Origin of the sequence: Pseudomonas sp. WS 5021, from assembly GCF_012985535.1 — a bacterium.
Classification (GTDB): domain Bacteria; phylum Pseudomonadota; class Gammaproteobacteria; order Pseudomonadales; family Pseudomonadaceae; genus Aquipseudomonas.
Map to the genome: position 1 here is coordinate 19,640 of NZ_JAAQWP010000004.1, position 12,705 is coordinate 32,344.

Genomic DNA, 12,705 nt, shown 5'->3' on the forward strand with positions numbered 1-12,705 from the left:
TCGTGGGAGGCTCGCTGACCTTAATCAGGGAGGCCTCTCAATGTTCGATCTGCGTGCTATCCCCCCGCAAACACCTCTGTTTCCCGCGTCTTTGACTGACCGTGTCGCTGAAGGCGCCAGGCTTGCGCAGCCTGACCCTTTGCCGGCAACTGGCGCCGCTGGTGGCCCGGTCACCCCGACACAGGCCAAACCCAAGTCTGGCCTGCAGGCTGCCCTGGCCGACAGAGAAAACCTGAAGGTCCTGGGGCAAAAGCTCTTCGAGGTCGCCACGCGCCTGGGCGTAGATGCCACGCCGCAAGCTGTGCTGGCGGCGCTGGGCAGTACCCCGATGGGCATAGACCCTGGGTCGTCCTATCCGCTGGATACCGGTAGCAGCATCACCCTGACGACTTTTATCCGGCACCTTGGATTTTTCCAGCCCACCAGCCATTTTCACCTTGCCAGCCTCGCCGATGCGGTCACTCAAAAAGCCCTGGAGCACCCACTTGGCGATCTTGGCGGCGGCTTATCGTGGCCGGTGCCTATCAGTCCTGATGAGCAACGCAGGCTGGGCGCGGTGGCTCTGGACCGGCTCGGTAATAAGGGGGTGCTGGATTACCTGAACGATCAGCAGCCCGTCGACCTGCAGGTACGCAGCAACCCCATCGAGGCCCTGCAATCCCTGATCAGTTGCGCGCCAGGGCAGCGGCTGGGACAGTACCTGCAACAGCAAATGGACGCAGTCGCTACCGACCGCAGTATCAACGACTATTTGCTGGCTGCCATTGCTGTGCAGATGGATCCCGAATCCATCACCGCGCCACATCGCACCAAGGTGGCGGGTTTTGACCTCGCAAGCGCTCGGCACTGGGGTAAACCCGCTTCAGTGGTGGTCGACGGGTTGCGCACGCACCTGAGCGCCAGTGGCAGAACCCGCCCGGAGATGGCTGGGGTAGGCGCCTATCTGTTGTTGGCCAGGATGGCCCCCGAGTTCCTGATCAAGGACATCCCCGCCAGTGTCACCTATGGCAGCTCGGCCTGGGTAAACCTGGCGGTTGCGGCGCGCACGATAGAAGCTCAATCGCCGGGCAAGGTACCGAACATGACCTTTGTGCAGGTCATGCAACAGGCCGAGAGTGCGGGCCTGGCTGATCCGGGCGTCACCTGGCGGGCGCAGAAGGCCGCCCTGCTGGACTGGGGGGGTGCCAATGGACTGTTGGAGCGCCGGGATGATGAGGGCTACAGCGACCAGGAACTGAACATACTCAAAGACACCTTCAACAGCCGCCAGCGGCAAATGATCAGCGCCAGCCAGGCATTGGATAAGGCGATTCCCAGTCGAAAAGCGTTGGCGCTGGCCGAACTCAAGCGACGATTTGGCGACCTGGGCGCGTTGTTTGAAGAGAAACTGATCAGTACTACAGGCCATCCGCGAGGTGGTCCTGGAACGCCAGCAACCTACTTGCTTGGGCGCCATTCGCTGCTGGATATCGCGATGATGGACCTACCTTCGCCCGCCGTATTTGATTGCGCAGACAGCCGCATCCCCCTGGCCGAGTTGAACGCCAATCACCGATTTGGCACCACCGAGGCGTTCAACCAGCCGTTCGATGACACGATAAAAAATAAAAAGGCAGCTATCGGCATCACCATCAAGCATCTGGTCGCGCAGTTGCCGGTGGTCGATCGGGAGAACCTTGAGTATGGAAAGCTGACCTTCTATCAGAATCTATCCCACACCTTGGGCCTAGGCTTTACCGACAGAACCCAGCACCCCAAAGGCCAGGAACTGCTGCTGAAAGTTGAGCGCGAGGGAAAGCCTCCAGCAGCCTATGAAATCAACTTTGCCCAAGGGGTTATTCGGCCCGTGGATCTCTGGCGGGCGGCGCAGCGTAGTTCAAGAAATGCCAATGTCGTGTACGAGACCAAAGTGTTCAGCCCTGAGGGTGCCCCTCAGCAGAGAAATGAAAGAACCCCACGGGGTAACGGGTTGCTTGATAGCTTTGCGACGCCGCGTACTCAATACATTGCCAATGTATTCGTTGAGCATCTTGATCTGGATGACCCGCAGATAAAGGAACATGCCAGGGGGCAGACCACGCTGGACGAGCAGAAGGGCACAGCCAGGGCGGTTAAAGAGTTTGTGCTCAACCTTGTTCCGTTGCGCTCGGCGATTGTCAATTTTCAGCAGGGCAACTACGGCGAGGGGGCTGTGGACCTGGCGCTGGACATCTTTGGCTTCCTGACTGCCGGCGCGGCAGTGGCGGGGAAACTGGGGCGGTTGGGCGGCGCTGCTGTCTCCGGGGTGACCAAGGTATTACGGGGGACGAAGATAATCGGTGTGGCCACGATTGGCGCGTTTAACCCCCTGGGAGGATTGGGCGACTTGGCCGTGGGCGGTGCGCAACTGGCCGGTAAAGGATTGTCCAAAGGTATCCAGGCGGTTAACAAGCTCAGGGGGAGCAGCGGCAGCTATGACCTATTGAAGGCGGTCAGTAGGGAGTCTGGTGTTGCGGCAACGGGCACCTACATAGTTGCAGGAAGGCGTATCGAAGGTGGCGCGGTGCTGCGCAACGGTAAATGGTATGCCTTCGATGTTGACAGGATACGGCCCTATGGTAGCCCCCTTGAAGGGTTTGTTGCCCAAACCACGGCCGTGGACGGCGCACTGGCCATGGCGCGTATCGCCCCGGGTAGCGAGCTGGGCAACCGGATGTTTGCCGAGTACAGCGTTGCGCCCTCGCGAATCGCCGGGCTTTCGCGCAACAGCCAGGGGGGTTATCTCGCCGCTGATGGCCATCTGTCTCATATCCGCCACATCGACAGTGCCGGTCAGACCGCGGTGTATGAAGTCCGGCAAGTCAGTCGTGCCGAGGACAGCACTGTCCAGGCACGGATCTATCACAATGGCCGGCAAACGCCGTTGCTGGTCGAGCACGTCCAGGGCGATCAATGGCGGCGGTTGACGCTGCGCGGGGCGGGGCCTGTGTCAGTCGCGGACGATCTGGGGCCGGAAATCGCGGCCGGTGGCGAGGGTGTGATTTACGCCAGCCGCGATGGCAAAAGTGTCTACAAGGATCTTGGGCCTACTTCACTGCAACCTTCGGCCAATTACCTCAACATGGAGGTGATATCGCTGAATAAATATTATGGCGATAGTTTTGCAAGAGGGATCATTGAGGACGGCTTTAAATACATAAAGATGCGCAAGCTTGATGGGGTGGCGCTCAGTCATTTTGAGAGAGGGAGTTTGCCGCCGCAAGCACGGTCCTTGCTGGATGATGCCCTGGCGCAAATGGAAGCGAAGGATATCTATCACAATGATCTGCAACTGAAGAACTTTATGTACTCGGCGAAAGACCAGAAGATCTACCCGGTGGATATGGATTCCCAGCCGTTGGAGTTCATGGTGCCGGTGGTGATGGCCGCGTATGTACGTCAAAGAGAGGCGCTGCGCCAGGCCTTTGCGCGCCTGCTTGCCTGAGCGTCGTGATCTGCACCTTGGCGCTTTCAACCAGCTGCATACGCCAGGCGATGGCCTATGCAGCCGGGGGCTTAGAGCTTGAAGTCACCAGCAGATACCAACTCGCTCAACGGCCGGCGGGGGCTTGGGGCTTCCCGGGCCTGTAGGTAGTCCGCCAGGGTCGCCTTGTCCCCCAGTTTGCCCACCGCAACTGCCGCATGCAGCGCATAACCCTCGGGGATCTTCAGTTCCTTGCGGGTCAGCTCTTGGTCGAAGCCGGCCATGCCGTGGGTATGCCAGCCGCTGATGCTGGCTTGCAGCGCCAGGTGGCCCCAGGCCGAGCCGGTGTCAAAGGTGTGCCACAGCGCCGGGGTTTCTTCGCTGGCGCCGGGCACTGCGAAAGTGGTTTTCGACACCACGATCACCAGTGCGGAGGCATGTTGCGCCCAGCCACGGTTGAATTCATTGAGCAGGCCCAGGTAACGCTGCCAGTGCGGTGTATCGCGACGGGCATAGAGAAACCGCCAAGGCTGCGAGTTGTAGGCCGAAGGCGCCCAGCGCGCAGCTTCGAAGAAGCTCAGCAGGGTTTCCTCCGGAATGCTTTCCCCGGTAAACGCACGCGGCGACCAACGCTCGGTGAACTGCGGGTGGATCGGGTAATCGGCAACGCGTGGCTCAGTGCTCATAAGCGGATCCTGGTGAAAAAAACGGCCCTCAAAGCTACTGCGCCGCCGCGCGCCTGACAAGTCTTGCCCTACCGGCAGTCGTAAGCGCTTGGCCCCAGGGGGCTTGGGCACTAGACTGGCGGCCTTTTCACCTACCGATACTGATGTAGAGCCATGGCCGCCAAAGTCGAACCTTTCTGGATACGCAAAACCCTCGAGCACCTCGACCAGGAGGAATGGGAGTCGCTGTGCGACGGCTGTGGCCTGTGCTGCCTGCAAAAGCTTGAAGATGAAGACGACAACAGCGTCTATTACACGCGCATCGCCTGCAAATTGCTGGACCTGAAAACCTGCCAGTGCACCGACTACCCTAACCGTCGGGACTCGGTGCCCGATTGCATCCAGCTCACGCCGGGCCAGGCCGATCAGTTCAAATGGCTGCCGCCGACCTGTGGCTATCGCCTGGTCAGTGAGCGCAAGGACTTGCCGCTATGGCACCACCTGGTCTGCGGTGATCGCGACGCCGTGCACCACGAACGCATTTCCCAGTCCGGCCGCATGCTCAGCGAAGGCAGCGTGCCCGAGGACGATTGGGAGGATTACCTGATTTTTCGCGCAGGCTGAAAAGGAGAGCGTATGACGGTCCAAGCCAGGCTGGCGGCAAGCCTGCTGTTGCTGGGGTTGAGCACGTCGGCATGGTCGGCGAAAAAAGTCGACCTCGACTATCACGTCAAACTATTACCCCAGAGCGATCAGGCCGAGGTGCGCCTGAGCCTGTCCGAGGGCTCGGCGGTGCGCAGCCTGAACTTCGACCTGGGGCGCGACGGTGACTACAGCGACTTCAAGGCCGACGGCCAGTGGCAGGTCACGCCCGATACGGGCGCCCGGCGTGGCCTGTGGCAGCCGGGCGCGGACAAGGCCAGCCTGACCTACCGCGTGCGCCTGAGCCATGCGCGCAAGCCCGGCATCTACGAATCGCGCATGACCCCCAACTGGGCGTTGTTTCGTGGTGAAGACCTGGTGCCTGCGGCCCGGCTTGACCAGCAGGACGGCGTGGAGTTGGTGTCGCGGCTGACCTTCGAGCTGCCGCCAGGATGGAAAAGCGTCGAGACCCCCTGGCCGCGGATCGGCAAGCACAAGTTCCGTATCGACAACGTGTCCCGTCTGTTCGACCGGCCCACGGGCTGGATGCTCGCCGGTAACCTGGGCAGCCGCCGGGTACGCCTGGGCGAAACTGAAATCACCGTGACCTCGCCCAAGGGCCAGGCCATGCGCCGCATGGACGTGTTGACGTTGCTGACATTCGTTTGGCCCCAGGTGCAAGCAGCGTTTCCCCGGCATCCGGCCAAACTGCTGGTCGTGGGGGCCAGTGATCCGATGCGCCGTGGCGCGTTTTCCGGGCGCGATTCGGTGTACCTCAATAGCCGCACGCCGCTGGTCAGCGAAAACGGCAGTAGCCCATTGATTCGCGAAGTGGTGCAGGCCATCGGCCGGTTCAACGACCATCAGGGCAGCGATTGGATCAGCGAAGGGCTTGCCGAGTATTACTCCATTGAACTGCTACGCCGCGCGGGTGGCATCAGCGACGAGCGTTATGAGGCAATACAGGCGCGCTTGAGCAAGGACGGCAAGGGTGTGACGACCTTGCGCGGCGAGCACGTCAGCGGCGCCACGGTGGCGCGGGCGGTGGTGGTGTTGCAGGAACTGGATCGCGAAATCCGCCTGAAAACCCACAACAAGCGTTCCCTGGATGACCTGACGCAGGCGCTGATGCGCCTGGACAGCATCACGACCAGGGAGTTTGTGCAGTTGGCCGAAAGCGTGATTGGCGAATCCTCGGTGGTGCTCGACAGCAAACTGCTGCGCTGAAACTCAATGGTGCAAACACAGCTTGTGTAGGCACTGGGTTTGTGTGGGAGCTGGCTTGCCTGCGATAGCATCACCTCGGTCTGACTAAAAGACCGAGCCGCACGCATCGCAGGCAAGCCAGCTCCCACACAAGTTGCGTCACGGGGTGGTTTTTTCGGCAGCCACTTGCGCGCGGGTCTTGAGGTTTTTCAGTTCTTCGCCGGCGCGTTCGATTTTAGTGCGTACGCTGTTCATATCCTGGCGGCTTTTTTCCAGCAGCGACTTGGCCGAGCTATGCCCGCTGATCCCGCGTGCCAAGGCCACACCGCCAATCGCCACTTGGATCAGGCCAAAGAAACCGCCCCGGCGAATGCCCTTGCCCATCATCACCACGCCACCGGCCAAGGAGCCAATGCGCTCCCAGCCTTGGACATTCTGGGTCGGCTGGGTTTGGAACGGCGTCGATTCAATTACAGGGTTGAGGGTTTTGCTGTCGCTCATGGTCTGTCTCCAACAAAGGGCCATTGATATGCAACTGACTGCCGGCAGTTCGTGGATGTTCCCGCCAAATCAGTACTTGGGACCCGAACGGGTGTTATTGCCCTTGGCCAGGCGATCGTAGAGCACCACGTTGACCGTGGCCGCGAGGTTCATGCAACCGGTGGTCGGGATGTAGATCACGTCTTCGCACCAGTCGCGGATCTCTTTGTCGAGGGAGCCGTCTTCGGGGCCGAAGATATACAGCGCGCGATCTGGGTGGGTGTATTCGGGCAGCGGGCGGGCGCCGTCCACCAGCTCGACGGCGACCGGGATGCAGCCCAGGGGCAGGATTTTTTTCAGGTCGTCGATGCCGATCAGCGGGATATCGTGGTGGACCTTCTTGGTATCGGTAATAAAGTCCCGGGCCCGCTCATAGCGTTTACCGGTGTAGAACACCGAAGCCACGCCATAGCAGCCGGCGGCGCGCATGACCGAACCGACGTTTTCGGGGGATTTGGGGTTGTACAGACCGATGCAGCTGTAGCGTTTATTGCCCACGGGAGAGGGTGCCTTCGAGAAAAACCGCAATTATACGGGGATTGCTCGAGCAGCGGTCGCTATAGAAATGGCGTGTTTGGGCGATTGTCATCGCGCCGCATCGCCGCGATGACGTCGTAACGTTCAGCGACGACCGTCAGTCGTCCTTCTTCATCAGCCCCGCCAACGCCGCAAACGGGTTGTGCGTGGCCTTGGCAATGGTCGGGCTGCTGGTGGAGCCTTCGCCGAAATACTGCTGGTCGGTGTAGCGCGAGTGTTCGTTGTCGTGGCAGTACAGGCACAGCAATTCCCAGTTGGAACCGTCCTGGGGATTGTCGTCATGGTTATGGTTGCGGTGGTGCACGGTCAGTTCGCTGAGGCGCTTGCCGGCAAATTCACGGGCGCAGCGGCCACATACGTGGGGGTACATTTTCAGGGCTTTGTCGCGGTAGCCCATTTCCCGGTCGCGCTGGGCATCGGCGAGGATACGGTCCAGCTTGGCGGTGTGGGAGGGCGGGTTGCTTGAGCTCATCATGGCTCCTGTTTTTAGTGGATCACGGATGGCGTTGATTCTAGCTGCTCGCGGAGCAATAAGCCCTTGGCTTTTTCAGTCCGGGTGCCGGGCGGCGATTGGGCGGCTTGGGGCACACTAACAATGGCTGGCCAACGCTGTGTTTGAATACCGTTGGGAAGTTAAATAAGGCCAACGTTAGTTTTAGCTGAGAAAGTGTTGGACTAACTTTGCCAAGTTCTTTAATGTGGCGTCTCTTGGCCCACTGCCGCTGTTGTGTGGTGGTGTCAGGTTCTCAATAAGCCAGGTCTTGCCTGGCGACCGTTAGTTTCCCGTGCAATCGGGTTTTCCCATCACGATATCAGCCCCCGCGGCTGGCGTTGTGGCGTTTCAAATCAGAGGCGCTCGTGCAGAGCGTACTGCTGCCAATCACCGAAGTCGGGTTGGTTGAAGAGTTTGATCAGCGTCTTGCCAATAATAAAAAATCGACGAGTTACCCTGTGCTTATAAATTCATGACTCTGGAATTCTATTCTGTGTGAGTTGTAAGTTTGTGGTGCGCGTTAATAAGTTTTGATGTTCGTCTCGCTTACATTCAACTGCCAGCTTCAATTCAATACATGCAATTTGTTGTAGAGGCTGTTGTGTCTAAAGGTGTTGTTCTGGCGGTTTCCGCGTCCTTGCTGTTTGGTGTGCTGTATTTCTTTACTTCTCTTCTTGAGCCTTTGGACGGCCAGCAGATATTTGGCTGGCGAATCCTTATTTCGTTGCCCTTCATGACGCTGCTGCTGTGCCTGTCCGGGGATTGGAAATGGGTGCCGCTGATCTACCAGCGCTTGCGCGACAAGCCGGGGTTGTTGCCTTGCGTGGTGCTGACCAGCGCGTTGGTGGGTGTGCAGTTGTGGATCTTCATGTGGGCGCCGCTCAACGGCCATGGCCTGGACGTTTCCCTGGGTTACTTCCTGTTGCCGCTGACCATGGTTATCACCGGGCGTATCGTTTATGGCGAACGCCTTTCCCATCTGCAAAAGATTGCCGCCGTGTTGGCCGCAGTGGGCGTGGGCAATGAGTTGTACCGCACGGGCGGGTTTTCCTGGACCACCCTGGTGGTGTGTGTTGGTTACCCGCTGTATTTCGTCCTGCGCCGGCGCTGTGGCACCGACAACCTGGGCGGATTGTGGCTGGACATGATGCTGATGATCCCCGTGGCGCTGTGGCTCATCCTCGGCGGCCAACCCATTGGCGAAACGCTGGCGCAGCGCCCGGCGTTGTACTGGCTGGTGCCAGTGATGGGCCTGGTCAGCGCGGCGGCAGGCTATTGCTACATCCTGGCCAGCCGCCTGTTGCCCTTCAGCCTGTTCGGCCTGCTCAGTTACGCTGAGCCGGTGTTGCTGGTGGCGGTGTCGTTGATGCTGGGCGACAGCCTCAAGCCGGGCCAGTGGATGACCTACCTGCCCATCTGGCTGGCGGTGGTGGTGTTGGTACTGGAAGGCTTGCGGCACCTGAGTCGACTGCGTCGCTCGATCTGAGCGGCGCGCCGTTCAGCCCTTGAGTTTCTCGGCAATCCAGATGGTATGCCGGGTGCCCTTGTTGCCATGGGCAAACACTTGCACTTCCTCGGCCTTGAAGCCGGCCTTGCGCAGTTTGTCGCTGAACTGCTTGTCGGCGCTGGCCGACCACACGGCCAGCACGCCCTTGGGGCGCAGGGCCTTGGCACAGGCGCTGAGGCCACCGGCGGAGTACAGCCAGCTGTTGGCTTTCTGCGTCAGGCCTTCGGGGCCGTTGTCGACGTCGAGCATGATTGCATCAAAGCCCTGGGGCTCGGCTTGCAGCACCTTGGCCACGTCTTCCAGGCGGATTACCGTGCGCGGGTCCAGCAGCGGGTTGCCGGATTTTTCCCCGAGCGGGCCGCGATTCCACTCCACGACGCCCGGTACCAATTCAGCCACCACCACTTCGGCCGTCTTGCCCAGGTGCTTGAGCGCCGAGGCCAGGGTGAACCCCATGCCCAGGCCGCCAATCAATACCCGTGAACCAGGGCGGCCGGCGACCTTGCGGCAGGGGATTTCGGCCAGGGCATCTTCGGAGCCGTGCATGCGCGTGTTCATCAATTGCCCGCCGTCACCGCCCTGGATCTTGATCACAAAATCCTCGCCGTACTCGAACAGGCACAGGGCGCCGCCGTTATCGGGGATCGGGGTGGTGTCGAGCAGCACGAAACGTTTCATGGAAATCTCATTGGGAAGGGCATTCTTGCGCGGTTGGGAGTAGCCTTGGGACTGGTTAACAGTCAGGCCATGGAGCCATCGATGAAGTGCAGCATTCTAGCGGTCATTGTAGGGAGTGTGCTCACATTGGGTGCCGCACATGCCCAGCAGTTGCAACCCGTGCCGAACACGCCGGCGACCACCACGGGGGCGCCGGGCACTGCCACGCCGACCCCCTATCCGCAAGTCACGCCGCCAACGGCGCCCAAGCCACAAGGTAGCGGGGCGCCGTTGTTGCCGCCGATTGAAATGCCCAAGCCGCCCAAGGACCAGACCTTGCCTGGCTTGCAGCAAAACGACAGCAAGCCCAAGGCGGCGGGTTCTTAAACCAGCCCCAGAGCCTTGAACACAAAGGCGTATTCCAGGGCCACGTCACGCAAGCCCTGGTAACGCCCGCTCATGCCGCCATGGCCGGCGCCCAGTTCGGTCTTGAGCAGCAGCAGGTTGTCGTCGGTCTTGGTGGCGCGCAGCTTGGCCACCCACTTGGCGGCTTCCCAGTACTGCACGCGGCTGTCGTTATAGCCGGCGATCACCAGCATCGCCGGGTAGGCCTGGGCGCTGACATTTTCGTACGGCGCATAGGCCTTGATCCGCTCGTACACTTCGGGTTCCTGAGGGTTGCCCCATTCGTCATATTCGGTGACGGTCAGTGGCAGGTCCGGGTCGAGCATGGTGTTGAGCACATCGACAAAGGGCACTTCGGCAATTGCTGCCTGGAACAGCTCCGGGCGCTGGTTGAGCACGGCACCGATCAACAGCCCGCCGGCGCTGCCGCCGCTTATGGCCAGTTGCTTGGAGGTGGTCAGGCCCTCGGCGATCAAGTGTTCGGCGCAGGCAATAAAATCGCTGAAAGTGTTTTGCTTGTGCTCCTGCTTGCCGGCGCGGTACCAGGCTTCGCCCAATTCGCCGCCCCCGCGCACATGGGCAATGGCAAACGCCACGCCGCGGTCCAGCAGGCTCAGGCGCGCATGGGAAAACCACGGGTCGAGGCTCGAGCCGTAGGCGCCGTAGCCGTACAGGTACAGTGGCGTCGGCTGGCCCACCTGGTCACGCTTGACCACCAGGCTGATCGGCACCTGGGTGCCATCGGCAGAGGTAGCCCACAGCCGCTGGCTGACATAATCGTCGGCATTGAACACGCCCAGTACCGGGGTTTGCTTGAGCACGTGCTGCGCGCCGCTGGCCAGCTCCAATTGGCGGACCTGGGCCGGACGATTGAGTGCTTCATAGCGCAGGCGGATTTTGTCGCTGTCGAATTCCAGGCTGTTTTGCACATACAGGCTGTAGGCCGCGTCCGGCAGCTCCACGCGATAAGCCGGCAGGCCTTGTGGGTGCACGTCGATCACCGGCAGGCCGCCAATGCGCAGGCTCAGGGTCATGGCCCGGGCATTGAGCGTCACGCCATCGAGCATCACCGCGTCATCGTGGGCAATCAGGTTGTGCCACTGGTCTTCGGTGGGCACGCCGCCGGTGTCGGCCGCCTGGAATAGCGCAAAGTTGATGCCATCGCGGTTGCTGCGGATAAACCAGGTCCATTGGTCGTCCAGCTTGCCGTGATCGACATCGTATTCATGGCCTTCAACCCGTGGCGCCAGGCAGGCAAACGCCTGTTGCGGCTGCTCGGCGTCCAGGGCCCAGATTTCACTGGTGGTCTTGCTGCCCAGGGACAGCAGCAATTGGCGCTCGGAACTGGAGCGGTAGCAATGCAGGAAGAAGCGGCCGTCGGGCTCGTGGAACACTTCTTCGGCAGCGGTGCCGTCCAGGCGGTAGCGATACAGCTTGTGCGGGCGATGGGTGTCGTCCAGTTCGCCGAAGAACAGCGTCAGGCTGTCGTTGGCCCAGGTCATGCTGCCATCGCAGTCTTCGAAGGCCAGTTCACTGACCTTGCCCGAAGACAATTCCTTCACGTACAGGGTGTAGATCTCTTCGCCATTGGTATCCAGGCTGTAGGCCAGGCGCTTGTGGTCCGGGCTGATGCTGAAGGCGCCGAGGGAGAAAAAGCCGCCATTGGCCAGCACATTTGGGTCCAGCAGCAGTTCTTCGGCGTTTTCATCGATCTGCTGGCTGTCGTCGGCCGGGCGCGGGCAGCGGTAATGGCGCGCGTATTCGTCACCGGCGGTGGTGCGCGTGTAATACAGGTACGGGCCCCAGGGCGAGGGCAGTGACAGGTCGGTCTCGAGGATACGGCCCTTGATCTCCTGGAACAGGCTTTCGCGCAACGCTTTCTGGTCCTCAAGCTGCGCCTCTTGCCAGGCATTTTCGGCCTTGAGGTAGTCGAGCACCTCGCTGTTGTCGCGTTCCTGCAACCAGGCATACGGGTCCTGGCCTGAGTCCTGGCGGGCAATCGGGGCGGCAGCGGCGTGGGTCGATGAAGGCATGGATCACTCTCTGTCTGGTGGCGGGCCGACGGCATTGCAGCCGTGGCACTCAAAAGCCGTTATCATACGGGCCTGTTTGCCTACCTTGCCATGGACACCATGACCGAGAACGACTATCTGACCGCTTGGGGCCTCTACGCCTTCGCCGCTTTGGGCTGCCTGCTGGTGTGGTTTCGCCTGACCCGCTGGATCTGGCGCTGGCTGCGCGAACCGCTGCGGTTGCTGATGGCGGTGCTGCTGTTGAGCCCGACCATTGTCGACCCGGTCAAGGAGCAATTCGCCCCGGCCGTGGCCATCACCGCCCTGGATCTGTTGCTCAAAGTGGGCAATAACGCCTGGCGGGCGGTGTCCGATTTGCTGATGTACGCCATGATCGCCTTTGGCCTGTACCTGGTCTTTGTGCTGATTCGCTGGCCCATCGAGCGTGCCGCCAAGGCCCGGCGTGAGCAGAAGGCCGCCGCTGCGGCAGCGGTCGCGGCCGAGCCTGAGGACGACGAACCCTATGGCCGTGCGCCGGCCCCGGTCAGTGGTATGCGGGTCGAGCCGCGTCTTTAACGTTGTAAGCCCTGCATCGAGAG

The 12,705-nt window shown here is 60.9% G+C and carries 12 protein-coding genes; 6 read left to right on the forward strand and 6 right to left on the reverse strand.

Annotated features, from left to right (window positions below):
- The first annotated feature begins 40 nt into the window (after positions 1–40).
- Positions 41–3,463 (forward strand): hypothetical protein, encoded by a 3,423-nt coding sequence (locus tag HBO19_RS13665; protein ID WP_170057682.1) that lies wholly within the window; start codon positions 41–43, stop codon positions 3,461–3,463.
- Between the two features lie 71 nt (positions 3,464–3,534).
- On the opposite strand, the gene HBO19_RS13670 is transcribed toward HBO19_RS13665, so the two are convergent.
- Positions 3,535–4,128, reverse strand: a complete 594-nt coding sequence (locus tag HBO19_RS13670; protein ID WP_169955562.1) for a nitroreductase family protein — start codon at positions 4,126–4,128, stop codon at positions 3,535–3,537.
- Between the two features lie 153 nt (positions 4,129–4,281).
- Between HBO19_RS13670 and HBO19_RS13675 the strand changes: the two genes are divergently transcribed.
- Both HBO19_RS13675 and HBO19_RS13680 read left to right on the forward strand, forming a co-directional pair.
- Positions 4,282–4,731 (forward strand): YcgN family cysteine cluster protein, encoded by a 450-nt coding sequence (locus tag HBO19_RS13675; protein WP_029292333.1) that lies wholly within the window; start codon positions 4,282–4,284, stop codon positions 4,729–4,731.
- A 12-nt stretch (positions 4,732–4,743) separates the two neighbouring features.
- Positions 4,744–5,976, forward strand: coding sequence for a hypothetical protein (locus tag HBO19_RS13680; RefSeq protein WP_170057683.1), 1,233 nt, complete (start codon positions 4,744–4,746; stop codon positions 5,974–5,976).
- Between the two features lie 138 nt (positions 5,977–6,114).
- Here the strand turns inward: HBO19_RS13680 and HBO19_RS13685 are convergent, their stop codons facing one another.
- The 3 genes from HBO19_RS13685 to HBO19_RS13695 all read right to left on the reverse strand — a co-directional run bounded on the left by HBO19_RS13685 (position 6,115) and on the right by HBO19_RS13695 (position 7,504).
- Complete coding sequence (locus HBO19_RS13685; protein ID WP_169955564.1) at positions 6,115–6,456, reverse strand: DUF2892 domain-containing protein; 342 nt, start codon at positions 6,454–6,456, stop codon at positions 6,115–6,117.
- Between the two features lie 69 nt (positions 6,457–6,525).
- Positions 6,526–6,993, reverse strand: a complete 468-nt coding sequence (locus HBO19_RS13690) for an RNA methyltransferase (RefSeq protein WP_032863501.1) — start codon at positions 6,991–6,993, stop codon at positions 6,526–6,528.
- A gap of 136 nt (positions 6,994–7,129) precedes the next feature.
- On the reverse strand, positions 7,130–7,504 hold the full coding sequence (locus HBO19_RS13695; protein ID WP_038448187.1) for a YajD family HNH nuclease: 375 nt from the start codon (positions 7,502–7,504) through the stop codon (positions 7,130–7,132).
- A 622-nt stretch (positions 7,505–8,126) separates the two neighbouring features.
- On the opposite strand from HBO19_RS13695, the gene rarD reads away from it, so the two are divergent.
- A complete protein-coding gene (gene rarD / locus HBO19_RS13700; protein ID WP_170057684.1) occupies positions 8,127–9,011 on the forward strand; it encodes an EamA family transporter RarD in 885 nt (294 codons plus the stop codon).
- 12 nt (positions 9,012–9,023) lie between these two features.
- On the opposite strand, the gene HBO19_RS13705 is transcribed toward rarD, so the two are convergent.
- Entirely contained in the window at positions 9,024–9,710 is a 687-nt protein-coding gene (locus tag HBO19_RS13705) for a hypothetical protein (RefSeq protein ID WP_169955566.1), read from the reverse strand.
- Positions 9,711–9,791: 81 nt separating this feature from the next.
- Here HBO19_RS13705 and HBO19_RS13710 point away from each other — a divergent pair, with 81 nt between their 5' ends.
- The gene (locus HBO19_RS13710; protein WP_169955567.1) at positions 9,792–10,076 is read left to right on the forward strand and encodes a hypothetical protein; all 285 of its coding nucleotides are present in this window, start codon (positions 9,792–9,794) and stop codon (positions 10,074–10,076) included.
- On the opposite strand, the gene HBO19_RS13715 is transcribed toward HBO19_RS13710, so the two are convergent.
- Entirely contained in the window at positions 10,073–12,127 is a 2,055-nt protein-coding gene (locus HBO19_RS13715) for a S9 family peptidase (RefSeq protein ID WP_170057685.1), read from the reverse strand. The two genes, HBO19_RS13710 and HBO19_RS13715, sit on opposite strands and share 4 nt — an antisense overlap.
- Positions 12,128–12,217: 90 nt before the next feature.
- Here HBO19_RS13715 and HBO19_RS13720 point away from each other — a divergent pair, with 90 nt between their 5' ends.
- Complete coding sequence (locus HBO19_RS13720) at positions 12,218–12,682, forward strand: MFS transporter (RefSeq protein ID WP_225923868.1); 465 nt, start codon at positions 12,218–12,220, stop codon at positions 12,680–12,682.
- The last annotated feature ends 23 nt before the right edge of the window (positions 12,683–12,705 follow it).